At 72.6% G+C, this 25,833-nt stretch carries 20 protein-coding genes and 1 pseudogene; 14 read left to right on the forward strand and 7 right to left on the reverse strand.

The window, feature by feature from the left end; translation table 11 throughout:
• The first annotated feature begins 16 nt into the window (after positions 1-16).
• The 3 genes from BJY16_RS14190 to BJY16_RS14200 all read left to right on the forward strand — a co-directional run bounded on the left by BJY16_RS14190 (position 17) and on the right by BJY16_RS14200 (position 3,525).
• Positions 17-1,369 (forward strand): dipeptidase, encoded by a 1,353-nt coding sequence (locus BJY16_RS14190; RefSeq protein ID WP_185039913.1) that lies wholly within the window; start codon positions 17-19, stop codon positions 1,367-1,369.
• Positions 1,370-1,387: 18 nt separating this feature from the next.
• Positions 1,388-2,866, forward strand: a complete 1,479-nt coding sequence (locus BJY16_RS14195) for an FAD-dependent monooxygenase (RefSeq protein WP_185039914.1) — start codon at positions 1,388-1,390, stop codon at positions 2,864-2,866.
• Between the two features lie 365 nt (positions 2,867-3,231).
• Positions 3,232-3,525, forward strand: coding sequence for a hypothetical protein (locus BJY16_RS14200; protein WP_239177337.1), 294 nt, complete (start codon positions 3,232-3,234; stop codon positions 3,523-3,525).
• 344 nt (positions 3,526-3,869) lie between these two features.
• On the opposite strand, the gene BJY16_RS14205 is transcribed toward BJY16_RS14200, so the two are convergent.
• A complete protein-coding gene (locus BJY16_RS14205) occupies positions 3,870-5,087 on the reverse strand; it encodes an IS110 family RNA-guided transposase (protein WP_311775284.1) in 1,218 nt (405 codons plus the stop codon).
• Between the two features lie 351 nt (positions 5,088-5,438).
• Here BJY16_RS14205 and BJY16_RS14210 point away from each other — a divergent pair, with 351 nt between their 5' ends.
• On the forward strand, positions 5,439-6,989 hold the full coding sequence (locus BJY16_RS14210) for an ATP-dependent DNA ligase (protein ID WP_185039915.1): 1,551 nt from the start codon (positions 5,439-5,441) through the stop codon (positions 6,987-6,989).
• On the opposite strand, the gene BJY16_RS14215 is transcribed toward BJY16_RS14210, so the two are convergent.
• Together BJY16_RS14215 and BJY16_RS14220 are read right to left on the reverse strand one after the other, a co-directional pair.
• Positions 6,946-7,461, reverse strand: a complete 516-nt coding sequence (locus tag BJY16_RS14215) for a hypothetical protein (protein ID WP_185039916.1) — start codon at positions 7,459-7,461, stop codon at positions 6,946-6,948. The two genes, BJY16_RS14210 and BJY16_RS14215, sit on opposite strands and share 44 nt — an antisense overlap.
• Before the next feature lie 10 nt (positions 7,462-7,471).
• Complete coding sequence (locus BJY16_RS14220) at positions 7,472-8,419, reverse strand: SURF1 family cytochrome oxidase biogenesis protein (RefSeq protein WP_185039917.1); 948 nt, start codon at positions 8,417-8,419, stop codon at positions 7,472-7,474.
• Between the two features lie 138 nt (positions 8,420-8,557).
• Between BJY16_RS14220 and BJY16_RS14225 the strand changes: the two genes are divergently transcribed.
• Together BJY16_RS14225 and BJY16_RS14230 are read left to right on the forward strand one after the other, a co-directional pair.
• A complete protein-coding gene (locus BJY16_RS14225) occupies positions 8,558-10,801 on the forward strand; it encodes a cobyrinic acid a,c-diamide synthase CobB (protein ID WP_239178023.1) in 2,244 nt (747 codons plus the stop codon).
• 269 nt (positions 10,802-11,070) lie between these two features.
• Complete coding sequence (locus BJY16_RS14230) at positions 11,071-11,724, forward strand: TIGR03086 family metal-binding protein (RefSeq protein ID WP_185039919.1); 654 nt, start codon at positions 11,071-11,073, stop codon at positions 11,722-11,724.
• A 482-nt stretch (positions 11,725-12,206) separates the two neighbouring features.
• Here the strand turns inward: BJY16_RS14230 and BJY16_RS14235 are convergent, their stop codons facing one another.
• Positions 12,207-14,351: a transglycosylase domain-containing protein gene (locus BJY16_RS14235; RefSeq protein ID WP_185039920.1), complete on the reverse strand. Its 2,145-nt coding sequence runs from the start codon at positions 14,349-14,351 to the stop codon at positions 12,207-12,209.
• Positions 14,352-14,426: 75 nt separating this feature from the next.
• On the opposite strand from BJY16_RS14235, the gene cobC reads away from it, so the two are divergent.
• The 3 genes from cobC to cobA all read left to right on the forward strand — a co-directional run bounded on the left by cobC (position 14,427) and on the right by cobA (position 17,794).
• The gene (cobC, locus tag BJY16_RS14240; RefSeq protein ID WP_221501958.1) at positions 14,427-15,476 is read left to right on the forward strand and encodes an Rv2231c family histidinol phosphate aminotransferase CobC; all 1,050 of its coding nucleotides are present in this window, start codon (positions 14,427-14,429) and stop codon (positions 15,474-15,476) included.
• A 63-nt stretch (positions 15,477-15,539) separates the two neighbouring features.
• Entirely contained in the window at positions 15,540-16,592 is a 1,053-nt protein-coding gene (gene cobT / locus BJY16_RS14245) for a nicotinate-nucleotide--dimethylbenzimidazole phosphoribosyltransferase (RefSeq protein WP_185039922.1), read from the forward strand.
• Positions 16,589-17,794 carry a uroporphyrinogen-III C-methyltransferase gene (cobA, locus tag BJY16_RS14250; protein WP_185039923.1) on the forward strand — a complete coding sequence of 402 codons (1,206 nt, stop codon included), beginning with the start codon at positions 16,589-16,591 and terminating at the stop codon, positions 17,792-17,794. Before cobT ends, cobA begins: the two co-directional genes overlap by 4 nt.
• Before the next feature lie 64 nt (positions 17,795-17,858).
• Here cobA and BJY16_RS14255 read toward each other — a convergent pair whose 3' ends face one another.
• Complete coding sequence (locus BJY16_RS14255; protein ID WP_185039924.1) at positions 17,859-19,271, reverse strand: alpha,alpha-trehalose-phosphate synthase (UDP-forming); 1,413 nt, start codon at positions 19,269-19,271, stop codon at positions 17,859-17,861.
• A gap of 115 nt (positions 19,272-19,386) precedes the next feature.
• On the opposite strand from BJY16_RS14255, the gene BJY16_RS14260 reads away from it, so the two are divergent.
• The 5 genes and pseudogenes from BJY16_RS14260 (at position 19,387) to BJY16_RS14280 (ending at position 23,634) form a co-directional block, all read left to right on the forward strand.
• Positions 19,387-19,923, forward strand: coding sequence for a hypothetical protein (locus BJY16_RS14260; RefSeq protein WP_239178022.1), 537 nt, complete (start codon positions 19,387-19,389; stop codon positions 19,921-19,923).
• A 97-nt stretch (positions 19,924-20,020) separates the two neighbouring features.
• Positions 20,021-21,697 (forward strand): energy-dependent translational throttle protein EttA, encoded by a 1,677-nt coding sequence (gene ettA, locus BJY16_RS14265; protein WP_185039925.1) that lies wholly within the window; start codon positions 20,021-20,023, stop codon positions 21,695-21,697.
• Between the two features lie 33 nt (positions 21,698-21,730).
• Positions 21,731-22,129 (forward strand): annotated as a pseudogene (locus BJY16_RS14270) (acyl-CoA thioesterase); the annotation flags it as partial.
• Positions 22,130-22,263: 134 nt separating this feature from the next.
• The gene (locus tag BJY16_RS14275) at positions 22,264-22,923 is read left to right on the forward strand and encodes a DUF8185 domain-containing protein (protein WP_185039926.1); all 660 of its coding nucleotides are present in this window, start codon (positions 22,264-22,266) and stop codon (positions 22,921-22,923) included.
• 129 nt (positions 22,924-23,052) lie between these two features.
• Positions 23,053-23,634 carry a type III secretion system chaperone family protein gene (locus BJY16_RS14280; RefSeq protein ID WP_185039927.1) on the forward strand — a complete coding sequence of 194 codons (582 nt, stop codon included), beginning with the start codon at positions 23,053-23,055 and terminating at the stop codon, positions 23,632-23,634.
• A 431-nt stretch (positions 23,635-24,065) separates the two neighbouring features.
• Here BJY16_RS14280 and BJY16_RS14285 read toward each other — a convergent pair whose 3' ends face one another.
• Both BJY16_RS14285 and BJY16_RS14290 read right to left on the reverse strand, forming a co-directional pair.
• The gene (locus BJY16_RS14285; RefSeq protein ID WP_185039928.1) at positions 24,066-25,328 is read right to left on the reverse strand and encodes a PKD domain containing protein; all 1,263 of its coding nucleotides are present in this window, start codon (positions 25,326-25,328) and stop codon (positions 24,066-24,068) included.
• 61 nt (positions 25,329-25,389) lie between these two features.
• Positions 25,390-25,797 (reverse strand): globin, encoded by a 408-nt coding sequence (locus BJY16_RS14290; RefSeq protein ID WP_185039929.1) that lies wholly within the window; start codon positions 25,795-25,797, stop codon positions 25,390-25,392.
• Between the last annotated feature and the right edge of the window lie 36 nt (positions 25,798-25,833).

A 25,833-nucleotide genomic window follows, 5' to 3' on the forward strand; every position in this document is an offset into this window, starting at 1 on the left:
TTCTACGATCGGGCCCATGAGCCTTACTGAATCCGAGCTGCGCGCCACAATCGCGCAGGAGATGCCCGGTGTCCGCGCCGACCTGGAACGGTTGGTGCGGATCCCGGGCATCGCTTTCGAGGGTTTCGACCATTCACACGTGGAGCGCTCCGCCGAGGCGGTCGCCGAACTGCTGCGGGGCTGCGGCCTCGACACGCAGATCGTGCGGCACGGCGGCCAGCCCGCGGTGATCGGCCGGAAACCCGCCCCGCCCGGCGCCCCCACGGTGCTGCTCTACGCCCATCACGACGTCCAGCCGGCCGGCGATCCCGCGCTCTGGGCCAGTGACCCGTTCGAGCCGGTCGAGCGGGACGGCCGGCTCTACGGCCGGGGCGCCGCCGACGACAAGGCGGGCGTGATGGCGCACGTGGCCGCGCTGCGCGCCTTCGGCGACCAGCTGCCGGTCGGCGTGGTCGTCTTCGTCGAGGGCGAGGAGGAGTACGGCTCGGACTCGCTGGACGCGATCATCCAGGCCCACCTGGACGAGCTGCGCTCCGACGTGATCGTGATCGCCGACTCGGGCAACTGGGAGGTGGGCACGCCCGCGCTGACCACCTCGCTGCGCGGCCTGGTCAACCTGTTCGTCGAGGTCAAGGTGCTCAAGAGTGCCGTGCACAGCGGCATGTTCGGCGGCGCCGTGCCGGACGCGCTGATGGCCCTGTCCCGGCTGCTCAGCACGCTGCACGACGACGACGGCGAGGTGGCGGTCGGCGGCCTGGTCGGCCGCGAGGGCGCCAGCGTCGACTACCCGGAGGACCGGTTCCGCCACGAGGCCGGGCTGCTCGACGGCGTCGGCCTGATCGGCCGCGGCACGATCACCGACCGGATCTGGACCAAGCCGGCGATCTCGGTGCTCGGCATCGACGCGCCGCGCACCCTGGAGGCGGCCAACGCCCTGCAGGCGACGGCCAAGGCCAAGATCGGCGTGCGGGTCGCGCCCGGCGACGACCCCAAGTCGGTGTACGCCGCCGTCAAGAGCCACCTGGAGAAACACGTCCCGTGGGGCGCGCACGTCGAGGTGACCCTGGAGAGCGACGGCGACCCGTGCGTGATCGACGCGACCGGCGCCGGCTTCGAGGCGGCCCGGGCCGCGTTCCGGTCGGCGTGGGACGGCGTCGAGCCGGTCGACATGGGCATCGGCGGCTCGATCCCGTTCATCGCCACCTTCCAGGAGTTGTTCCCCGGTGCGACGATCCTGGTCACCGGGGTCGAGGACCCGCACTCCGCCGCGCACGGGCCGAACGAGAGCCTGCACCTGGGCGAGTTCGAGCGGGTCTGCGTGGCCGAGGTGCTGCTGCTGAAGAACATCGCGGAGACCCTGACGAAATGATCTAGGACGGAGTCGCTGATGGCCGAGCTGTCGTGCGAGGTCCTCGTGGTGGGCGCCGGACCCACCGGGCTGATGCTGGCCAACTGGCTGACCAGGCTCGGGGTCCGGGTGCTCGTGGTGGACGGCAAGGACGGTCCCACCCGGGAGTCCCGCGCCCTCGTGGTGCAGGCGCGCAGCCTGGAGATCTACGACCAGCTCGGCATCGGCGACCAGGTCCTCGACGCGGCCCGCCGGGCGGAGGCGCTCTCGCCCGGCACCGGGGCCCGGGTGTTCGGCCGGATCCCGGTCGGGCCGCTCGGCCGCGGCGTCACGCCGTACCCGTTCCTCGAGGTGCTGGAGCAGAGCCGCAACGAGGAGATCCTCTACGACAATCTGCGCAAACTCGGCGGCGACGTGGGGTGGGAGACGCCGATCACCGCGATGGTCCAGGTCGAGGAGGGCATCGAGGCGAAGGTCGGCAACGACACCGTCCGGGCCCGGTTCTGCGTCGGCTGCGACGGGGCGAACTCGGCGGTGCGCAAGGCCCGGCGGATCGCCTTCGAGGGCAGCACCAACTCGCACCGGTTCTACGTGCTCGACGCGGCCGCGGCGGCCGGCCTGGTGACCGACGCGATCAACGTGCGGCCCGGCCGCCGCGAGTTCATGCTCGCCTTCCCGATGCCGGGCCGGGACAACTGGCGGCTGATCGGCCTGGTCCGGGACGAGGACGGGGACGGCGCGCTGGACGCGGACGACGTGCGGGACCGGCTGCGCGCCACGTTCGCGGTCACCTTCGACCGGGCCCGCTGGTTCGCCACCTACCGGGTGCACCATCGGGTCGCCGCGGCGTTCCGGGACGGGCCGTTCTTCCTGGCCGGCGACGCCGCGCACGTGCACTCGCCGGTCGGTGCGCAGGGCATGAACACCGGTCTGCAGGACGCCCACAACCTGGCCTTCAAGCTCGCCGACGTGCTCCGCGGCCGGCGCCGGGACACCTGGCTGGACCGGTACGAGGCGGAGCGCCGCCCGGTCGCCCGCACCTTGGTGGCCACCACCGACCGGCTCTTCCAGGCGATCACCTCGGAGCGACCGGTCGTCCGCGCGCTGCGGAGTGCCCTGATCCCGCTCGCGGCGCCGATCGCGGTGCGGGCGCTGCCCCGCACGGCCGGCGGGTCCCGGCTGTTCCAGTACATCTCGCAGATCCGCATCCACTATCCGATCGGCCCGGAGGCACGCACCCCGGACGGCAAGCGCGACCCGGTGGTCGGCCGCCGCCTGCCCTGGACCGGCGGCAACTTCGCGGTGCTGCGCTCCGCCGACTGGCAGATCCACGGCTACGGCGGCGTCGAGGGCACCGAGGCCCCCGACCTGGGCCTGCCCGTGCACATCTTCCCAGCCGCCCCGACCACCCCGCTCAAACCGGGATGTTTCTACCTGATCCGTCCCGACGGTTTCGTCGCTTCCCGAGCCGAGCCGGCCGAGGCGGAGGTGCGCTTCCGCCACGCCATGGCCACCTGACCAGCAGGAGTATCCCGCCACGCCATGGCCGGCCTGACGACCAGTTGTGCCCGCCGCGCCATGGCTGCCTACCCGCCGCTCGCGTCTTCCGCGCCTTGGTCGCCCAGCCACCGCTCGCTTCCGCCACGCCATGGCCGCTCGACCACCAGCGGTTCCCGGCACGCCGAGGCTGCGTGCCCGGCAGGTCGCTTCCGGTAGTGCAGGTGCTCTCCTGACGTGTCATCGCTGTCTGCCTGGTGATCGTTTCGGGCGGGAGAGCGGCCTGATCCGGCGCGTCTGCGGGGCGATCGTTCTGACGCTAGGAAGGTGAGAATCCGACACGCGAGGGCCGTGTGATCGGCGATCGCTCCTGTTAGGATTCGAACATGCGTTCGATAACTGCTGTTCCGAGGAGCAGTGCCGGCCGGGCGAAAGCCGCAGGTCCGCGCGCCACTCTGGATCGGCTTCGGACTCGCGATCGGATCGAGTCGATCGCACGGCTGCGCGCCGCGGTCCGGGCCCTGGGGGACGTCGACGTCTCCGGGTGGGACGACACCACCCTCACCGAGCATCTCGACGATCTCTCCGAGGCGTTGTGCGGCCTCGACACGGAGCTGACCCGGCTCGCCGAGGCGGTCCGCGCCCGCGGCTTCCGCATCGACGAGCCACAAGCCGCTTGATCGCGCCCATGAGCTGGTGCCGGCGGGACCTCGGCCATGCATGATCGGTCGCTGGTCGCTGGTCGCTGGTCGCTGGTCGCTGGTCACCGGCCCCGGGTCGCTGGTTGCCGGTCGCCGGCCCCGGGTCGCTGGTCGCTGGTCGCTGGTCACCGGCCCCGGGTCGCTGGTTGCCGGTCGCCGGCCCCGGGTCGCTGGTCGCTGGTTGCCGGTCGCCGGCCCCGGGTCGCCGGCCTCCGGTCGCTGGTCTCGGTTTCCGGCGCCTGCGCATTGCGAGATCAACGATCAAGACCTTCATATGCGCAGGTCCGCCGGGGTTCGGATCGCATGCTCCCGGCACCCCTCTGTCAAGGGGTTGGTGTGAGGGGTGTTTTAGGGTGGTGGTTGGCGGGTCCGGGTTGTGACTTTTCCGAAGTGTCGATCTTGGGGTTTGGGTCGGCCGCGCTGGAGTTCAGAGTCGCCCCCGTGTGTCCTCCCGGACCCGTCGCTGTCTGTTGTGCCGTGTGGTCGTCTTTGATCATTTGGCGGTAGACGGTGTCGGACAGGCGTCGTTTCAACGCTCGCATGGCTTCCATCGCGGTTTTGCCTTCGGCGCGTTTGCGCTGGTAGTAGGCGCGGCCGGGGGTGTCGAAGCGGAGCTGGGTGATGGCCATGATGTGCAGGACCCGGTTGATGCGCCGGTTCCCGGCCCGGTTGAGCCGGTGATGATGGTTGTCGCCGGAGGACACGTCGATGGGGGCGGTGCCGTTCCAGGTGGCGAAGTGCCCGCGGGTCGGGAAGCGGCTGATGTCGCCGATGTCGCCGAGCAGGCGGGCGGCGCCGGAGGGGCCGATGCCGTTGAGGCTGGTCAGCTGGGTGCCGGTGGCGGCCAGCACGGTCTTCAGCTGCCGGTTGGCTGCTTTGATCTTGGTGTCCAGGGTGGTGAGCTCGTCGGCCAGGTCGCCGGCCAGCTGATAGCGGGTGGCGGTGACGATGTCGCCGGCCGGGACGCTGACGCGTTCGAGCAGGGTGCGGGCCTGGTCGGTGGTCAGGTTCTTCTTCGCGCCGCCGGGGATCAGTTCGAGCAGTAGCTGGTGCAGCCGGTTGATGGTCTCGGTGCGGGTGGCGCCGAGCTGGTCGCGGCGGTCGGCCAGCAGCCGCAGCGCGACGGTGGCGCCGTCGGCGTGAACGCGGCGCAGGCCCGGGGTGCGCAGGGCGGTCACCGCGATGTGGTGCGCGTCGTGACCGTCGGTTTTACGGCCGTGCCCGGTGTCAAAGTTGCGGGCTTTCGCGGCGAGTTTCGCCGGGACGTCCAGCACGGTTTCGCCGTCGGCGACCAGCCGCTGGGCCAGGTGCCGGCCGATGCCGTTACAGCCCTCGACCGCCCACACCCGGCCGGCGTGACGGCGGCCGGCGGCGAGCATCTGCTGGTAGCCACCGGTGTCGGTGCCGTACCTGCCACGGGCCAGCACCTGTTCACGCTCGTTGATGATCTCGATCGTCGCGGACCGCTTGTGCGGATCGACTCCAATGATCAGCTGACCCATGTACCCGTTGACCTTCCCGTCGTCGCGGCAGAACCACACCAGCGGGAGGGCAACGCTACTTACAGCTGGGCAAACCCCTCTTCAGCCACTCCGCGCCACGGTGACCGGCAGGGTCCAAGCCGGGAGAGAGCCACACCCCGCCATATGAGTGGGCAGCGCGGGCCTGAGCACCCTACCGATCACCTCGACCAAGCCTGGCCGGGCCGCGGTCGTACACCAAATTCTCTTTAAGTAGCGCGGGCCGCGGTCGGCGATCTGGCCGCTGCGCGTCCATGACGATCGCCGCCCGCTTCACTGTCCGCGGGTGGTTCCGGAAAACCAGCGAGGGTAAACAAAGATCTTGATGTTGATTCTGATCTGTGGGTCGGCGGCGCTGCGAGGATGGGATCCATGCGGTTCGTAGACATTGCGGCGACCTCGGCCGCGGTCGCCGCGACGGGCGGGCGGAAGGCGAAGATCGAGCTGCTGGCCGACGCGCTGCGGCGGCTGGAGCCGGACGAGATCGCGGCCGGTTCCGCCTATCTCGCCGGTGAGCTGCGGCAGCGGCAGACCGGGGTGGGCTATGCCGGCTTGCGGACCCGGCCGGCCCCGGCCCTGGAGCCGACGCTGACCGTCGCCGCGGTGGACGCCGCGATCGCCGAGATCGCCTCGGTGGCCGGGGCCGGGTCGCAGGCGCGCCGGCGGGAGCTGCTCGGCGCGCTGTTCGGCGCGGCGACCGCTGACGAGCAGCGGCTGCTGGTCGGCCTGTTCGGCGGGGAGCTGCGGCAGGGCGCGCAGGCCGGGCTGCTGGCCGAGGCGGTCGCGCTGGCCGCCCAGGTGCCGGTCGCGGCCGTACGCCGAGCCCTGCTCCTCTCCGGCGACCTCAAGCAGGTCGCGGTCGCGGCGCTCAGCGGCGGCGCGGCCGCCCTCGCCGCGATCAGCCTGCGAGTCGGCACCCCGCTCACCCCGATGCTCGCGCAGAGCGCCCCGGACGTCGGCGCGGCGCTGCTGGCCACCGGCGCCCCCGCGGTGGTCGACACCAAGCTGGACGGCATCCGGATCCAGGTGCACCGCTCCGGCGACGAGGTGGCCGTCTTCACCCGCAGCCTGGACGACATCACCGCGCGGCTGCCCGAGGTGGTGGCCGCGGTCCGGGCGCTGCCGCTGCGCGAGGTGGTGCTCGACGGCGAGGCGATGGCGCTCGACGAGCGGGGCCGGCCGAGGCCGTTCCAGGAGACCTCCAGCCGCGCCGCGACCAAGGGGAAGAGCAATCCGCTCGCGCTGGTGCCGTATTTCTTCGACCTGCTGCACCTGGACGGCGCGGACCTGCTGGACGAGCCGGGCCGGGTGCGCTGGGCGGCGCTGGCCGAGGCGCTGCCGGGCGAGCTGATCGTCGGGCGGGAGACGGTGGAGACCGAGGAGCAGGCCGCCGCCGTCTTCGCCGCCGCCCTGGCCGCCGGGCAGGAGGGTGTCGTGGTCAAGGCGCCCGAGGCGCCCTACGACGTGGGCCGCCGCGGCGCCGCCTGGGTGAAGGTGAAACCCCGGCACACCCTGGACCTGGTGGTGCTGGCCGTCGAGTGGGGGCACGGCCGGCGCAAGGGCTGGCTGTCGAACCTGCACCTGGGCGCCCGGGACCCGGAGACCGGCGGGTTCGTGATGCTCGGCAAGACCTTCAAGGGCCTCACCGACGAGCTGCTGCGCTGGCAGACCGAGCGGTTCAAGGAGCTGGCCGTCGAGGACGACGGCTGGGTGGTGCGGGTTCGGCCGGAGCAGGTGGTCGAGATCGCGTTCGACGGGGTGCAGACGTCGCCGCGGTACCCGGGCGGGGTCGCCCTGCGGTTCGCCCGGGTGCTGCGTTACCGGGACGACAAGTCGGCGGCGGAGGCGGACACCATCGACGCGGTGCGGGCCGTCGGGCTCACAGGGCAGCCAGACTCCGGACGTAATTTACCTGCTGGTTGACGGTGATCACGTCCCGCTCGTCGGTCGCCGGGATGCGGGCGACGTACTGCCGGGGGCCGCTGGTCACGGTGACCTGCATGGTGCCCTGCGGCACCGACTCCTTGACCAGGAAGAGCAGCAGGCTGAGCCCGCCGGTGAAGCAGACCCCGGCGACGCCGGCCACCTTCGCCCAGGTCGGGGTGCGCCGCTGGGTCACCCAGAAGTCGTTGACCTGCCACTGCGTGCCGGCCAGCGGGAAGTCGCCGGCCGGGGTGCGGACCACCGTCGAGGTGACCTCGATCTCGGCGATCTGCACGATCACCGGCCCGACGTAGATGGTGGGATCGGCCGGGATCCGCGGCGGGGGCGCGGGCGGGCCGGCGGCCGGTGACGGCCCGACCGGGATCAGCGGGGGCAGGGGATCGGCGGGGCTCGGCGGGCCGGTCGGGGCCGGCGCGGGGGCGCCCCAGGGATCGTCCGGCGGGAAGGTCATGCCCGGGACATTAATCCGAGCCGTTCCGCGCCGCGAGCCGCTGGTCGGCCTCGTCGACCCGATCCACCGGCTGTTTCGCCGCGCGGCGCTGGTCGGCGGCCTCCACCCGGTCCATGCTCTTCGCCGCGCGGCGCTGGTCGGCGGCCTCGACGCGGTCGCGGGAGCGCTCGGCCGGGCGCTCCGGGGTCTGCTCACCCGGCGGGGTGTTCCCGCCGCGCGCCTCGCGGCGGGCCTGGTAGCCGTAGAGCAGCAGGGCCATCACCGCGAACAGCCACCACTGGACCGCGTACCCCCCGTTCTGCCAGGCGTCCTCGTGCCCGATCGGGATCCGGACGAAAGCCGCGTCGTTGGCCGGGGTCTGCGAGGTGAGGAGCACGTACGCCCCGTACACCGGGAAGGGCAGCTCGCCGGCGAGCCGGGGCAGGTTGACCCGGCGGGTGTCCAGCCGGCCGTCCCGTCGCTCGACCGGGGCCGGTCGACTTTCCGACAGGTGAACCTGGCCGACCACGGTCACCTCACCGGCCGGAGCGGCCGGGGCCCGCGGGCCGGCGAGCGCCCCGTCGGCGGCCGGCGGCACCCAGCCGCGGTCGACCAGCACCGCCGTGCCGTCGGAGAGCAGCAGCGGCGTGAGGATCTCGAAGCCCACCTCGCCGTTCACCGTGCGGCCCCGGGCCTGGATCTCGTGCGCCGGGTCGTAGCGCCCGGTGACCGTGACCTTTGTCCAGGCCAGCGACTTGCCGGGGGAGGCGCCGGGGGTGCCCGGGGCGGTCGGCGCGCTGAGCACCGAGGTCAGCGGGACGGCCTGGGCGGAGTCCGCGGCATCGATCCTCATATTGATCTCGTGCCGCTCGTGGTACCGATGGAGCTGCCAGTTGCCGAGCATCACCATGATCACTGAAGCGACGACGGCCAGCACGGCGGCGCCTATCCAGCGCGGGGTCAGCAGGAACCGGTACACCCCCTGAGGCTACCCGGCGAGGCGGTAGCCTCCGCCGCAGCCGGGTACTGTGCGAACTTCCGGCGGCCAATACCACGTGCCCGCCGGTCCGCGTAACCCTCGGGGGAGACATTGATCACCGCCCAGCCTCGTCTGGTCGTGAGTGCGCCGGCGTCCGGCCACGGCAAGACCGCGATAGCCGTCGGGCTGCTCGCCGCGATGGCGGCTCGTGGCGTCCCCACGGCGGGGTTCAAGGTCGGCCCGGATCACACCGACGCGGCGTACCTCGGATTGGCGGCCGGACGCCCGGGCCGCAATCTGGACCCCCGCCTGGTCGGCGCGCAGCGCATCGCGCCGCTGTTCGGGCACGGCGCGTCCGGCGCGCAGCTCTCCGTGATCGAGGGCGCGATGGGCCTGTTCGACAGCCTCACCGGTCAGCCGGAGATCGACGGCACCGCCGCGGTCGCGGCCACGCTGCGCGCCCCGGTGGCGCTGGTGGTGGACGTGGCGGCGATGGGGCACTCGCTGGCCGCGCTGGTCCACGGGTTCCGGATGTTCGACGAGATGGTGCACCTGGGCGGCGTGATCCTGAACCGGGTCGCCTCGCCGCGGCACGAGCAGATGCTGCGCAGCGCCCTGGACGACATCGGCATGCCGGTGCTCGGCGCGCTGCGCCGCGGTGACCTGCCCAACGTGCTGCCGTCCCGGGCGCACGGCCTGGTGCCGGTGGCGCACCGCACGGTCGAGGCCGGCCGCGCGGTCCGCCGGCTGGGCGAGGCGGTCGCCGGATCCCTCGACCTGGACCGGCTGATGGCGCTGGCGAACTCGGCGCCGCCGCTGCCCGGCCCGCTCTGGACGCCGGCCGAGGCCGGCGAGCCCGCCGAGGTCCGCCCGGTGGTCGCGCTCGCCGGTGGTCCGGGAGCGCCTTACACGTACGTGGAGACCGCCGAGCTGCTCACCGCGGCCGGCGCCGACGTGGTCGTGGTCGATCCGCTGCGGGACGAGTCGCTGCCGCCCGGCACCCGCGCCCTGATCGTCGGTTCCGGCCTGCCCGAGGGCTACGCCGAGGAGCTCTCCGCGAACCGGCGGCTCTGCGCCGACGTGGCGACGTTCGCCCGGGAGGGCTGGCCGGTGGTGGCCGAAGGGGTGGCGCTGCCCTGGCTGGGCCGTGACCTGGACGGCCGGCCGATGTGCGGGGTGCTGGACATCACCGGGATCACCGGGGAGCAGACGGTGGCCGGCTACCGGGAGGCGACCGCGCCGGGCACCTCGGTGCTGGCGCCGGCCGGCGCCCGGATCACCGGGTACAAGCAGCACCGCGCCCTGGTCACGCCGCGGGCCGGCGCCGCGCCGGCCTGGACCTGGTCCGGCGGCAATCCGGAGGGCTTCGTCTGGCGGCAGGTGCACGCGTCCCAGCTCGGCTTGCACTGGGCGGCCGCCCCGGAGATCGCGAAACGCCTGGTCGCGGCGGCGATCGCCGGGCCGTCCGGGCAGGGACCGCAGATGTCCGGCCCGCCGCAGGCGCCGTCGATGCCCGGGCCGGCGCCGCGGGTCAGCGAGGGCCTGGCGCAGCCGGTGCCGATGCCGATGAGCGCGTCGCTGTCCGGTTCGGGGCAGGGCGGGTCCGGGCAGGGTGGTTCCGGCCAAGGCCCGTCCGGGCAGGGCGGGTCCGGCCAGGGACCCGGAATCGCGGGTCCGGGTCCGATTCCGCCGGCCGAGTTCGGTCCGGTCCCGGTCCACGCGGGCGACTACGGGCCGAGCGCGGCGCCGGCCGGTGACTTCGGTCCCGGTCCGGTTCCCACCGCGGAGTACGGGCCGCGTCCGGTTCCCGCGGGGGAGTACCGGTCGGGCTCGGCCGGTGAGTTCGTTCCCGGCCCGCCTCCTGCCAGGGAGGTTCCCGGCCCGCCGTCCGTCAGGGAGCACGAGGCGGGGGAGTACCGGCCCGGTGAGTACGGGGCGGGCACGAGTGCGGCCGGCGAGTTCCATTCCGGTCCGGTTCCGGGCGGCGACTTCGGCCCCGACCCGCGGCCGGGCGGCGACTTCGGCCCCGACCCGCGGCCGGGCGGCGAGTTCGGTTCCGACCCGCGGCCGGGCGGCGAGTTCGGTTCCGGCCCGCTTCCGGCTGGGGAGTACGGGCCGGGGCAGGGCGGGCACCGTCAAGGAACCGGCCCGGCTGGTGGTCACGGCTCCGGTCCGCTGCCGGCCGGTCCGTCCAACGGGCCGGTGCCCGGCATGGCGCCCGCGCCCGGGATGGGTCCCGCGAACGGGCCGGTTCCGCCGCGGCCCGGCTCCGGCATGCCCAACGGCGGCCCGGTGCACGGCAACCCCGGCCCCGGCCCGTCCCACGGCCCGGACGGCACGCCGGACAACCGGCCCACCTCGGACATTCCGATCCCGTCCTGACCGGCCGCCCCGGGACTTCGACCGGGCCTTTCCTCCGGCCCGTCGGTGACCGATTCCGGCAGGTGTGAGGAACCGCGCGGCCGGGCGCGGCGGAACCGTCCGTCGTGATCCCGCCCACGCACGGTGAGGTGGCGCGGGGCGGGTGCCGGGCCGTCTGCCGGGAAAGCCCGCCGGAAGCGGCCCAGCGTGCCAAAACGGCGTTCGGCGGACCGGAAATTGTCGTACCCGGCTCGTACCGTGAGGGGCACGACAACCGAAGGAGGACGACCGTGGCTGCCCGTCTGCCGCTGGATCTGGACCCGCCGGTTCGTCAGCTCAGAGCGCTGCTGCTGGGGGTCGACGACCGTGACCTGACCGCTCCCACGCCGTGCCCGGGCTGGTCGGTCGCGACCCTCCTCGATCATCTGATGCGGCTGTCCGAGGCGTTCGCCGAGGCGGCTCGCAAGGGCGCCGACGCGTCCGGTGACGGCCCACCCCCGGCGCCGTCCGCGGCGCACCTCTCGCCGCACTGGCGCAGCCGCCTCCCGGTCCTGCTGGAGGAGCTCGCCACCGCGTGGAAGGAGCCGGCCGCCTGGCTCGGCGAGGCCCGCGCCGGCGGCGTCACCATGCCGGCCCGCGCGATGGGCACGGTCGCGGCCAACGAGCTGGTCATGCACGGCTGGGACCTGGCCCGCGCCACCGGGCAGGACTTCGCCGCCGACCCGCGCGTGCTGACCACCCTGATCGACTTCCTGGCCGCCGGCCCACCCGGCGGCACCCCGGGTTTCCTCGGCCCGCACGTCCCGATCGACCCCGACGAGGACGCCCTGCCCCGGGCCCTCGCCCTGGCCGGCCGCGACCCCCATTGGCGCCCTCCACGAGTCCGCGACGTCCCGTCCGCCCACCTCCACCGCGAGCACCCGCCCGCCGCCCGCTCCGCCTGACGCCGCCCGCTCCGCCTGACGCCGCCCGCCGGCCGCTCCGCCTGACGCCGCCTGCCGCCCGCTCCGCCTGACCCCGCCGGCCACCCGCGCGTTGTCGGGCCACCGGGACCTGCCCGCCGCCGGTCCGTCGGGTCCCGCCCACCCGTCGCCATGCCGGGCTGAGGGCACCATCGACGGCCGGTCGAAGGCGGCTGGGGTGGCTGAGGGCACTCCTGGTGACCAGCCGAAGGGAGTTGGGGTGACTGAGGGCATCTCTGGTGACCAGCCGAAGGGAGCTGGGGTGACTGAGGAAAAGGCAGGGCCGCCGCGCCGGAGGCGGGCGGCCCTGCGGGAGCGGGCGGGCTGGTGGACGAGCTTGTCTGGCGGTGGGCTGGTGGACGAGCTCCTTCGACGGTGGGCTGGTGGACGCGCTCGTCTGGCGGCGGGCGAGTGGACGAGCTTGTCCGGCGGCGGGCCAGTGGACGAGCTCGTCTGGCGGCGGGCTAGTAGACGAGCTTGTCCGACGGCGGGGTGAAGTCGAGTTTGGGCTGGCCCTTCAGGGCGTCCCGGAGCGTCTCCGCCACCGTGAACTTGGAGATCGTCGACCGCCCGGTCCCCACGTAGTGCTCCGGATTGTCCGGGTCGGCGACGAAGGCGGACGCCGCCAGCTGCGGGGTGAAGCCGCTGAACCACGCCGTCTTGTTGTTGTCCGTGGTGCCGCTCTTCCCGGCCACCGGCCGGTTCAGCGTGGCGTGAACCATCGGCGACGTCCCCCAGCCGCCGCAGCCGCCCCGGGCGGCGCCGTAACCGGTGACGCAGCGGGCCGCGTCGGTCGCGGCGCGGGCCACGTTCTCGCTGAAGACCCGGTGGCAGCGCGGCGCGGCGATCATCTTCCCCTGGTACATCGCGTCGGTGCCGTCGCTCTTGCGGATCGCCGTGACCGGCAGCGGCTCGCAGTAGCGGCCCTCCGCGGCGACCGTGGCGAACGCGTTGGCGATCTCCACCGGGGTGGCGTCGCTGACCCCGAGGGTGAACGCGCCCCACCCGGACGCGTGCTCCGGCGTGGCCAGCTTCTTGTCCACCTCGGTCCGCCACTTCAGCCCGAGTTTCTCCGCCATCGCCACCGCCTTCTCCGCGCCGACCCGCTGTTCGAGCTGCACGAAGTAGGTGTTCACGGATTTGCCGAAGCCGCTCCACATGGTCTGTGTCCCGGTCATCGACTTGCTGGAGTTCTTCGGGCACCAGTGTGTCCCGCAGGTGGCCGGCCCGGGCGCGGTGATGTATTTCGAGACGAACCGGTCCGGCGAGTAGAACGACGTGGAGAGCGGCATCCCGGCCTCCAGCGCGGCCAGCATCGTGAAGATCTTGAAGGTGGACCCGGCCTGGTAGCCGGCCATGTCGCCGCCGCCGAGCAGCGGGTTGACCGTGTTCGGATAGTTGCCCCGGACGTCCTTGTCCTGGGCCCGGTCGCTGTGCCGGCCGTTGTCGTCCTGGTGCAGCGAGTACCGCCGGTTCACCGCCATGCTGACGATCCGGCCGGTCCCGGGCTGGATCACCACCTCACCGTGCGCGAACGGGCTGTCCCGCTTCTCCTTGGCCAGCACGTGCTTCATCGCCGCCGACTGGATCCTCGGGTCGATCGAGGTGATCACCCGGTAGCCGCCGCGGCGCAGGTTCTCCTCCCGGTCCAGCACGGTCTTGCCGAACGCCGGCTGCTCCCGCCACCAGCTCTTGAAGTAGTCGCAGAAGAAGCCCCAGTCGTTGTGCTTGTCCGGGACCGAGACGCAGTCGTTCGGCGGGGCGCTCAGCCTCAGATTGATCTTGGCTTTCTTCGCGGTGGCCGCCTGCGCCGCGGTGATCGACCCCATCTTCTGCATCTGGTCGATCACGTAGTTGCGCCGCTGCCGGGCCGGCTCCTGGTCCTTGGTCGCCGGGTCGTACGCCGACGGCGCCTTGACCAGCCCGGCCAGCAGCGCCGCCTCGTTCAGGGTGAGGTCCTTCGCCGGTTTCGAGAAGAACACCTCGGAGGCGGCGTAGATCCCGTACGCCCGGTGGCCGAAGTAGGCGGCGTTCAGGTAGCGGGCCAGGATCTCCTGCTTGCTGAGCCGCTGCTCGACCTCGATGGCCAGCCGCATCTCGCGCAGTTTCCGGGCGGCGGTCTGCTCGGTCGCCTCGAGAGCCTCCTTCGGGGTCCGCGCGCTGTCCCGCAGCGCCATCCGGACGTACTGCATGGTCAGCGTCGAGGCGCCCTGGGACACCCCGCCGGCCTGCTGGTTGGCGACGAAGGCGCGGGCCACGCCCTTCGCGTCGACGCCGTGGTGCTCGTAGAACCGGGTGTCCTCGGAGGCCACGATGGCCTGGGTGATGTAGGGCGACATGTCCTTGAGCGGCACCTGGCGCCGGTACTCCTCGTAGAACATGGTCAGCAGGGTCTTGCCGTCCCGGGCGTAGACATAGCTGGTCTGCGCGGCGGGCACCTCGGTGAGCTGCTCGGGCAGGTTCTCCAGGGCGTCGGTGCCGGCCTTGACACCCATCCCGGCCAGCGCCGTGAACGGATAGGAGAGGCCGGCGATGACCAGGCCCGCGATCAGCCCGGCACGGATCAGGAGGGCGACTCTTCCGGCTACGGTGGGGCGTCGGTCAGTCACCCTACGAAGGTATGACAAACCACCTCATGTTCCCCACGAATCCGCCAAGGAACGCGGGTGCGGCATGCTGGGCCCATGACGTTCGACCTTGATCACCACGGCGACGCCGAGGTCGGGGCGGGCCTGGTCGATCTCGCGGTCAACGTCCGGCACCAGCCGATGCCGGCCTGGCTCGCGGATCCGATCGCGGCGTCGCTGAGCCGGCTCGCCGCCTATCCGGACGCCACCGGGGCCACCGCCGCGGTCGCCGCCCGGCACCGCCGGGACCCGGCCGAGGTGCTGCTCACGGCCGGCGCCGCGCAGGCGTTCGTGCTGCTCGCCCAGGCGCTGCGCGGGGCCCGCCGGCCGACCGTGGTGCATCCGCAGTTCACCGAGCCGGAGGCGGCGCTGCGCAACGCCGGGCACCGGGTCGAGCGGGTGCTGCTGCGTGAGGCGGATGGCTTCCGGCTCGACCCGGCGCTGGTCCCGGACGACGCCGACCTGGTCTTCGTGGGCAACCCGACGAACCCCACGTCGGTCCTGCACCCCGCCGAGGACCTGGCGAAACTGGCCCGTCCCGGCCGGGTGCTGGTGATCGACGAGGCGTTCGCGGACACCACGTACCGAAAAGGTCTCCCCGGCGAACCGGAATCCCTGGCCGCCCGCCGCGACCTGCCGGGCCTGGTGGTGCTGCGCAGCCTGACCAAGACCTGGGGGCTGGCCGGCCTGCGGATCGGCTACCTGCTCGGCCCGGCCGAGCTGGTGCTGCGGCTGGCCGCGGCGCTGCCGCTGTGGGCGGTCTCCACGCCGGCGCTGGCCGCGGCGACCGCGTGCGCGTCGCCGGTCGCGGTCGCCGCCGAGCGGGAGATCGCGGCGGCGCTCGCCGCCGAGCGCGCCCATCTGCTGGAACGGCTGCGGGAGGTGCCGAAGGTCACGGTTGCCGGCGACCCGGCGTCCGCTTTTGTTTCGGTACGCACGCCCGGTGCCGATCAGGTCCGCGCCGAGCTGCGCAGACGTGGCTACGCGGTGCGCCGCGGCGACACCTTTCCGGGTCTGGGCCCCGACTGGCTCCGGATTGCGGTGCGCGACACTGCCACCACGGATCGATTCGTGCAGACTCTGCGAGACGTGCTCGACCGGCGGTGACCGAGCCAGCAGCCAACCGCGAACCGAGCCGAGAGCGAAGCGAGACGTGACCGAGGAGCGCCCGTGACCCTGGAGACCACCCTGGCGGCCATCCGCCCGGCCGACGAGCCGGCCATGGCGGCCGCTCGCGAGCTGCAGGCCCGGCTGACCAAACCGGCCGGCTCGCTCGGCGCCCTGGAGGAGTTGTCGGTGCGCCTGGCCGGGCTGGCCGGGGTCTGCCCGCCGCCGGCGCCGGAGCCGGCCACCGTCGCGATCTTCGCCGGTGACCACGGCGTGCACGCCCAGGGCGTCACCCCGTGGCCGCAGGAGGTCACCGCCCAGATGGTGGCGAACTTCGTGGCCGGCGGCGCGGTGGTCAACGCGTTCGCCCGGCAGGCCGGCGCGGACGTGATGGTGATCGACGCCGGGGTGGCGATCCCGCTGCACGGCGGCCCGACCCTGCTGGACGCGAACGTGCGGCGCGGCACCCGGGACATGACCGCCGAGCCGGCGCTGACCCGCGAGGAGGCGCTGGCCGCCGTCGAGCTGGGCGTCGCGGTCGCCGATCAGCTCGTCGCCGCCGGCGCGAAATGCCTGCTCACCGGTGACATGGGGATCGCCAACACGACCCCGGCCGCGGCCCTGATCGCGGTCTTCACCGGCAGCGACCCGGCCACCGTGACCGGGCGCGGCACCGGCATCGACGACGCCATGCTGGCCCACAAGACCGAGGTGATCGGCGCGGCGCTGGCCCGGCACACCCCGGTCCCGGCCGATCCGCTGGGCGTGCTGGCCACCGTCGGCGGCCTGGAGCACGCCGCGCTGACCGGTTTCCTCCTGGGCGCGGCCGCGCACCGGGTGCCGGTGATCGTGGACGGCGTGATCGCCGCCTCGGCCGCGCTGGCCGCCGCCGCGTTCGCCCCGGACGCGGTCGCCGCGATGGTCGCCGGGCACCGCTCGGCCGAGCCCGGCGCCACCGTCGCGCTCGCCCACCTGGGCCTGGAGCCACTGCTCGACCTCGGGATGCGCCTCGGCGAGGGCAGCGGCGCGGTGCTCGCGCTGCCGATCGTCGCGGCCGCGGTCCGGGTCCTGCACGAGGTGGCGACGTTCGATTCGGCGGGAGTGTCGGAGAAATGAGTTTGTACCCCCTCGCCCTGCGCCTGGAGGGCCGCCGCGTGCTGGTCGTCGGCGGCGGCTCGGTGGCCACCCGGCGGGTCCCGGCGCTGATCGCGGCCGGCGCCCGGGTGGACATCGTCTCGCCCGAGCTGACCCCGGCGCTGCAGGCGCACGTCGACGCGAGCCGCGCGACCTGGACGCCCCGGCGTTTCGAGCCGGCCGACGTCCGGGGCGCCTGGCTGGTGCACGTGGCCGTCGACGACCCGGAGGCAGCGGCCCAGGTCAGCGCGGCCGCCGAGGATCAACACATCTTCTGCGTACGGGCGGACGACCGGGACGCCGCCACCGCGTGGACGCCGGCGGTCACCCGGCACGGGCAGGTGACCGTCGCGGTGACCGACGGCGGTGACCGCCGCCGGGCCATGGCGGTCCGTGACCTGGTCGCGCACGCGCTCGAGGCGACCCCGCCGGCCGCACCCGAGCTCAAGGGCGTGGCGCTGGTCGGCGCCGGCCCGGGCGACCCGGAGCTGATCACCGTGAAGGGCCGCCGGCTGCTGGCCGCCGCCGACGTGGTGGTCGCCGACCGGCTGGTGCCCGGCATGCTCCTCGGCGAGCTGCGGCCGGAGGTCGAGCTGATCGACGCCGCGAAGATCCCCTACGGCCCGTCCGCCGCCCAGGGGGAGATCAACCGGATCCTGGTGGACCGGGCGCTGCAGGGCAAGTTCGTGGTCCGGCTCAAGGGCGGCGACAACTTCGTCTTCGGCCGCGGCGGCGAGGAGGCCCTGGCCTGCGCCGAGGCCGGCGTCCCGGTGCTGGTGGTGCCCGGGGTGACCAGCTCGATCGCGGCGCCCGCGCTGGCCGGCATCCCGGTCACCCACCGCGGGGTGGCGCACGAGTTCACCGTGGTCTCCGGGCACATCCCGCCGGACCACGCGGACTCGCTGATCGACTGGCCGGCGCTGGCCCGGCTGCGCGGCACCCTGGTGGTGCTGATGGGCCTGAAGAACCTGCCGAAGATCGCGGACCGGCTGATCGCCGAGGGCCGGGACCCGGGGACCCCGGTCGCGGTGATCCAGGAGGGCTCGACGGCGCACCAGCGGTCGTTGCGCAGCACGCTGGGCGCGGTCGCCGGCGAGGTGGCGGAGGCCGGGATCCGGCCGCCGGCGGTGGTGGTGATCGGCGAGGTGGTCGCCGCGACCAGCGCGTTCACGCCGGCCGGCTGACCCCGGCGTACGCCAGCAGACGGCGCCGGGCCGACAGCGGCCCGGCGCCGACAAGCGTGGTGTGTCAGTCGTCCTGGGGTTTCTCGGTGTCGTCGACGCCCAGCTCGTCGAGGAACGTGCGGGCCCAGCGGGCGACGTCGTGGGTGCGCAGGTGCCGCTGCATCACCCGCATCCGGCGCTTGAGCTCGGCCGGCTCCGCGCTGATCGCGCGCAGCAGGGCGTCCTTGACCCCGTCCGGGTCGTGCGGGTTGCACAGGAAGGACTGGCGCAGCTCCGTGGCGGCGCCGGCGAACTCGCTGAGGATCAGCGCGCCCCCGGTGTCGCCGCGGCAGGCGATGTACTCCTTCGCGACCAGGTTCATCCCGTCCCGCAGCGGCGTCACCATCATCACGTCGGCGGCCGCGTACATCGCGGCGAGCTCCTGCTTGCTGACCGACTGATGCAGGTAGTGCACGGCCGGGGTGCCGACCTTGCCGAACTCGCCGTTGATCCGGCCGACCTCGCGCTCGACCTTCACCCGCAGCGTCTGGTAGTGCTCGACGCGCTCCCGGCTGGGCGTCGCGACCTGCACCATCACCGCGTCCCCGACGTTCAGCTTGCCGTCGGCCAGCAGCTCGCGGAACGCCTTGAGGCGCAGCTCGATGCCCTTGGTGTAGTCCAGCCGGTCGACGCCGAGGATGACCGTTTTCGGGTCGCCCAGCTCGGCCCGGATCTGCTTGGCCCGGGCCTGCACCGACGGGTCGGCGGCCAGCCGCTCCATCTCCTTGGTGTCGATGCTGATCGGGAACGCGCCGGCTTTCACCTTGCGCCCGTCGACCTGGATCGACTGGCCCTCGTAGCGCAGGCCGAGCAGGTGCCGGGCCAGCCGGACGAAGTTCTGCGCGGCCAGCCGCTGCTGGAAGCCGACCAGGTCGGCGCCGAGCAGGCCGCGCAGGATCTCGGCTCGGAACGGCATCTGCATGAACAGCTCGATCGGCGGGAACGGGATGTGCAGGAAGAAGCCGATCCGCAGGTCCGGGCGCATCTCCCGGAGCATCGCGGGCACCAGCTGGAGCTGGTAGTCCTGCACCCAGACGGTGGCGCCCTCGGCCGCCACGTCCGCCGCGGCCTCGGCGAACCGCTGGTTGACCGCGCGATAGGAGTCCCGCCAGCGGCGTTTGTAGACGGGGGTCTCCACGGCGTCGTGGTACAGCGGCCAGATCGTCGCGTTCGACTGGCCCTCGTAGTAGCGCTCGAGTTCGTCGGCGCTCAACGGCACCGGGTGGATGTTGATGCCTTCGAGTTCGAACGGCTCATGAGCCGGGCCATCGCCGCCGGCCCAGCCGATCCAGGTGCCGCGGTGCTCGGTGAGCACCGGGTGCAGCGCCGTGACCAGGCCGCCGGGGCTGGGGCGCCACTGGCGCTCCCCGCTCGGCAGAGTGACCTCGTCCACGGGTAGACGGTTGGCGACGACGACGAAGGAACTTCGTTGGGCCACGCTGAGTACACCTCCGGGTGGTTTCTGTTCCCCAGCCGAGCCTACTGTGCGTAGCCGTCCGGGGCCGTACCCACTCTCGTCATGCGATTTTGAACCGGGGTGTCATCCTGTGCCGGTGACCCCCCTCGATGATCATTCCCAGTGGCGGCGCCCGATCTTCTATCCTGTGGTGCTCGCCACGGTGCTGCTCACGATCATCGGGATGATCGGTGGGTATCTGCTCAGCGAGCGGAAGGACCGCACCCCGGTGGTCGCGACGTCCACCGACCCCTCCTCGTATACCCCGTCGGCGCCGCCTACTCTCCTGGCCACCGACGGTCTCTGCCCCCAGCAGACCCAGGACATCGGGCCCACCCAGGGCGCCCAGGGGGAGCTGTCCCAGGTGCTCCGGCGCAGCACCACCCGGGGCACGGTGATCTGGATCTGCCAGGACACCGCCGGCCGGCTCTTCTACCACGCGAACAAGGGCGGCGAGTCGGCTCCGTGGGTGGAGGGCGAGACGGCGCTCTTCCTGCGCGACGTGACCCGTCAGCCGGACGGCAGTTTCGAGGGGACCGCGGCGGACGGGAGTATCTTCAATCTGAACGACGAACGTCTGCTGATCACCAGGCTCGGCGGCAAGCAGCAGGTCCAGGAGTTGGCCCCGGAGTGACCGCCAGGGGTTGACGTTCGCGGTGCCCGTGGGACCTGGAAAGATTGCCCTTTGATTCCGGCACCGAAAACTCACGATCTCGGAGGTAGGGCACACCGTGGCCCAGTTCATCTACGTCCTGGAAAAGGCGCGCAAGGCGCACGGCGACAAGGTCGTGCTGGACAACGTGACGCTGAACTTCCTGCCGGGCGCCAAGATCGGTGTGGTCGGCCCGAACGGCGCCGGTAAGTCCACGCTGCTCAAGGTGATGGCGGGGCTCGAGACGCTGAGCAACGGCGACGCCAAGCTGATGCCGGGCTACACCGTCGGCATGCTCGCGCAGGAGCCGCCGCTCAACGACGCCAAGACCGTCCTCGGCAACATCGAGGAGGCGGTCGCGGAGACCAAGGCCAAGCTGGAGCGGTTCAACAAGATCGCCGAGCAGATGGCCACCGACTACACCGACGAGCTGATGGAGGAGATGGGCAAGCTCCAGGAGGAGCTGGACCACGCCGACGCGTGGGACATCGACTCGCAGCTGGAGCTGGCGATGGACGCGCTGCGCTGCCCGCCGCCGGACGCCGACGTCACCCAGCTCTCCGGTGGTGAGCGCCGCCGCGTCGCGCTCTGCAAGCTGCTGCTCGAGGCGCCCGACCTGCTGCTGCTCGACGAGCCCACCAACCACCTGGACGCGGAGAGCGTCCACTGGCTGGAGCAGCACCTGGCGAAGTACGCCGGCACCGTCATCGCGATCACCCACGACCGGTACTTCCTGGACAACGTGGCCGGCTGGATCCTCGAGCTGGACCGCGGCCGGGCGTACCCGTACGAGGGCAACTACTCGACCTACCTGGACAAGAAGGCGCAGCGCCTGGCGGTCGAGGGCCGCAAGGACGCCAAGCTCAAGAAGCGCCTCACCGAGGAGCTCGAGTGGGTCCGGTCGAACGCCAAGGCGCGGCAGACCAAGTCGAAGTCCCGCCTGGACCGCTACGAGGAGATGGCCGCCGAGGCGGAGAAGACCCGGAAGCTGGACTTCGAGGAGATCCAGATCCCGCCGGGCCCGCGTCTGGGCAACACCGTGATCGAGGTCAGCGACCTGGTCAAGGGCTTCGACGGGCGGACGCTGATCGACCACCTGTCGTTCTCGCTGCCGCGCAACGGCATCGTCGGCATCATCGGCCCGAACGGCGTCGGCAAGACCACGCTGTTCAAGACCATCGTCGGGCTGGAGCAGCCGGACGAGGGCTCGGTGCGGATCGGCGACACGGTCAAGCTGTCCTACGTCGACCAGAGCCGGGCCGGCCTGGACCCGTCGAAAACCGTGTGGGAGGTCGTCTCCGACGGGCTCGACCACATGATGGTCGGCAAGGTCGAGATGCCGTCCCGGGCCTACGTCGCGGCCTTCGGCTTCAAGGGTCCGGACCAGCAGAAGCCGACCAAGGTCCTCTCCGGCGGTGAGCGCAACCGGCTCAACCTGGCGATGACGCTGAAGATCGGCGGCAACGTGATCCTGCTCGACGAGCCGACCAACGACCTGGACGTCGAGACGCTCTCCAGCCTGGAGAACGCTCTGCTGGAGTTCCCCGGCTGCGCCGTGGTGATCTCCCACGACCGGATGTTCCTGGACCGGGTCGCCACCCACATGCTCGCGTGGGAGGGCACCGACGAGGACCCGGACAAGTGGTTCTGGTTCGAGGGCAACTTCGAGGCGTACGAGAAGAACAAGATCGACCGCCTCGGCGCCGAGGCGGCGCGTCCGCACCGGGTGACCTACCGCAAGCTGACGCGTGACTGATCCGGTCCGCGGCGGAAAACCGAAGCGAAATCGATGAACGGTCGTTTCGTCTACGACGTGCCCGTGCGCTGGTCCGACATGGACGCGTACGGGCACGTCAACAACGCGCGCTTCCTCACCCTGTACGAGGAGGCGCGCGTCGCGATGTTCTTCGTCGGGGCCCGCAAGCACGGGCTCGGCTCGTTCGAGGAGGGCATCGTGATCGCCCGCCACGAGATCGACTATCTGCGGCCGGTGGACTTCGGCGAGCCGGTGCGGATCGAGATGTGGGTCTCCGAGCTGCGGGCGGCGACGTTCACCGTGGCGTACGAGCTGTTCGACGACGGGGTGCTGGCCAGCCGGGCGAAATCGGTGTGCGTGCCGTACAACCTGGCGAACGGGCACCCGCGGCGGTTGTCGGCGGAGGAGCGGGACTTCCTGAAGCCGTACTCCGGGATTCCCGGTGCTTCCGGCGACGGGGCACTCGCTCCCGGTGACGGGGCACTCGCTTCCGGCGGCGGGGCACTCGGTCCCGGGGGCGGGGCACTCGGTCCCGGGGGCGGGGCACTCGGTCCCGGGGGCGGGTCATGAGTGGGCACGGCCTGCTCGGGGTTCCCGACGCAGGCGCGTTCCTGGCCCGGCTGACCCGGCTGGACCCGGCGGCGCCGGTCCGGCTGCGGTCGTCCGGCGGCCGGACCGCGCTCTGGGCGCACCTGCCCTGGGACGTGCTGGTCACCCGCGAGGTGGCCGGCCCCGGGCCGGGCGACGCCACGGTCTCCGCGGCCGCGCTGCTCGCCGTCCTCGCCGCCGGCGGCCAGGAGCTGCCGGACCGCCGGGACACCCAGTGGCGCTGGCCGCTGCCGCCGCCGGCCAGCCAGGCGATCGAGTCGGTCGCCGGCGCCGAGCTGACCCGGCTCGCGGTCGCCGCCGCCGGCACGCTGCGCGAGGTGACCACGGGCGGGGTCGCCGGCCGGGCGGTCGGTCAGCGGCAGGTCCGCGACGCGCTCCTCGATCACGTGGCGCTGGTCGTCACGCCGGAGCGCGGCGACCCGGTCGAGGTCTCCCAGCGACTCGTGCAAGCGGTTGCCCGGATGGGTTTCCTCGGTCCGCGGGACGCCGAGCCGGCCGAGGCGCGCGTGCGGCGGGCCGGCAGCTGGGTGGGAATTTCGGCACCATATGGAGTCGCTTGGCGACAGAGCGCCCACAAATTGACCGTAATGACGATGACGACTCACCCGAAAGGGTGAGGTCGCCTAGTCCTTCCGGTCCCGCCCTCCCGTTGGGGGGATGACCTTCAGGAACGCTCCGGGTACCGTCGGCCCTCGGATCTACTGCTACGTCCGGCAGTCGGTCTGTTGGGGAGTGAGGTGCACACGATGCCGTGGTGGTCATGGCGTCCGGGATCGGCCGCGGGTAACGAGCCGGATACCGGTGGCGAAGTGGCGGTGCAGAGCACCGTCCGCGTCGGTGTCCCGGCCCAGCGCGAGCCGAGTCGGACCGCCGCTCCGTCCGAACTGCCTGCCGCCGGATCGTCCGATCTGGTGGAGCCGGTGTCGCTGACGCGCATCGGCAAAGCGCTCGACCTGCTCGACATCCGGTTCCTCGCCGACGGCGGCGGGAGCCTGCTCGCCATGTGGGAGCGGCACGCGGTGCTGTTCACCCTGGAGGGGCCGGACGACGAGATCCTGGTGATGCGCGCCCGCCCGCACGCGACGGTGCCGCCGGACTGGGCGGACCGGGCGTACCGGGTGGTCAACGAGTGGAACCACACCCGGCGCTTCTGCAAGGCCTATGTGGGTGACCCGACCGAGCGCGGCCAGCTGCCGATCTACGCGGAGCTGCAGGTCCCGCTCGCCGCCGGCACCCACGACACCCTCCTGGTCGAGCTGCTGGACTGCGGCGCCGCCGTCGCCACCTCGTTCGTGGACTGGCTCCACGACGAGGGCGCCCTGCTCTGATCCGGCCGGCGCGAGCAGGCCCGGCTGGGGCCCGCGGCGGACAGGACCGACAGGGGACCCACCCACCACTGGGGGGCCACCTCCTCGGCCGACATTGTGGCGCGAAATCTCATGATCGCGCGCGGCGCCTGTGGACAACCGGCTGGTGTGGATGAGTGCACGCGGGACCGGGTTCTGGGGTAAACCGTGGCCGGCCGCGGGCGTCGCCCTGGAGGGCTGAGCGTTCTGGACGCGCCAGCGGCCAGCTCGGCCCGGAAGGGTCCCTGGCGGGAGCGACGATCAGTGATCAGCGCGGTCCGAGTCAGTCTCGTGAAGGTGCTCGTCACCACGAGACCGCCGGGCTCGCGGGTAGATCCCGTGAGCCCGGCGGTCCGGAGCGATCGAAGCCTCACCGCGGCCGCGATCCGGAGCCGGCGGGCTGAGGTGCCGTGTCAGTCGAGGGGGAACATGCCCAGGCGGCCGTGATACTCCTTGCCCAGTTGGTCCGTGTCCGAGCCGACCAGCAGCCCGCGCGGGACGGTCAGGAAGGCGCGGACGCCGACGCCGCGGGAGCGGGTCGGGTTCCAGGACAGGGCCTTGCCGGTGATCGGGTTGACCGCGCCGATGCCCGGGCGGGAGACCGCGCCCGGCCCCGGGCCGTTGCCGTCGGTGCCATAGGGGTTGTCGAACCAGCGCTGGTGCCCGCCCAGATAGACGGCCGGCCCGGTGATCGCCACCGCGTAGAGCGAGTCGCCGCCGGTCCGCTGCACCCAGGTGGGCCGCTGCTCGCCGGTCCGGTTCGTCTCGAAGCGCGCGGCGGAGTCGCAGAGTTTCTGCGCCGAGGAGGCCCGGCCGGTCGCCGCGACCACGAAATAGGTGCCGTCCGGGGAGAATTTCACCTGGCGCAGGTAGGTGTCGAAGCCCTTCATGCACTGCGGCTCGTAGGCCCGCGTGTACCACCCGGTGAGCTGCGCCGACGAGCCACCGACATCGAAGAGCGCGATTTGCGTACGGTCGGAGCTCCCCGCCTTGAGGAACGCGCCCACCGCGACCAGTTTGCGCCCGTCCGCCGTGACGTCGAAGTGCTCGACCCGGGTCCGGCTCAGTCCCGGCCCGGCCAGGTGCGCGTCGAAGCCCTGGTCGACGGCGCCGGTCTCGGCGTCCATCCGGGCCAGCGCGACCCGCCCGGTCCCGTTGATCGCGGTGAACGTGCCGGCCGCGTAGAGGTCGTCGCCCCGGGTGGCCAGCGCGCGCACGTCACCCCAGTTGACCCGGGCCTTGAACGAGGTGTCCCGGTTGCCGCTGCCCAGCCAGAGCCGGGTCAGCCCGCGCGACGAGGCGCCGTTCACGGTCTTGAACGCGCCCCCGGCGTAGACCGTCCCGTCGGCGCCCGGCGCCAGCGAGTAGATCGCGCCGTCCACCTCCGGGGCGAACGACCGGATCGAGCCGTCGTGCAGGTCGAACGCGAAGATGTTCTTCCGGGCCAGGGTGGTCCGCCGGCTGCTGTCCGCCACCTTGGTGAACGCGCCACCCACGATCACCGTGTCGCCGACCACGGCGAGCGCCCACACCGTGCCGTCCAGCACGTGCGGGGTCCAGTCCACCGGATTGCTGGAGACGATCTCGGACTGCGTGATGTCGGCCATCGCCGGTGGCGGGGAACCGGCCAGGGCGGCGAGGAAAACGGTGGCGACGGCCAGATGGCGACGACGCATGGGGCGGCTCCCGGATCGTGGATGGACAACCCGATCAACGAGCCACCCGGGAGTGGCGTGACTATCCGTGCGCCGGATCCATGGTGTTCACCATGAAATAGGCCGCGCGCTCCAGGTAGTCCCAGAGCATGGTGTGCAACTGCGGCTCGAGGCCGAGCGAGTCGACCGCCACCCGCATGTGCGCCAGCCAGGCGTCCCGCTCGGCCGGGCCGACCCGGAACGGCGCGTGCCGCATCCGCAGCCGGGGATGGCCGCGGCTGGCCGAATACGTGTTCGGACCGCCCCAGTACTGCATCAGGAACAGCGTGAGCCGCTCGGCGGCCGGACCGAGATCCTCCTCCGGATACATCGGCCGCAGCAGCGGGTCCTGCGCGACGCCCTCGTAGAACACGTCGACGAGGCGGCGGAACGTCTCCTCGCCGCCGACGGCGGCGAAGAAGCTGACCTCTTCCGGTACGGGTGCGCTCACCGTTCCATCCTGCCAGCCGTCCGCGGCAACGCCCTC

Source organism: Actinoplanes octamycinicus (assembly GCF_014205225.1).
Taxonomy (GTDB): Bacteria; Actinomycetota; Actinomycetes; order Mycobacteriales; family Micromonosporaceae; genus Actinoplanes; species Actinoplanes octamycinicus.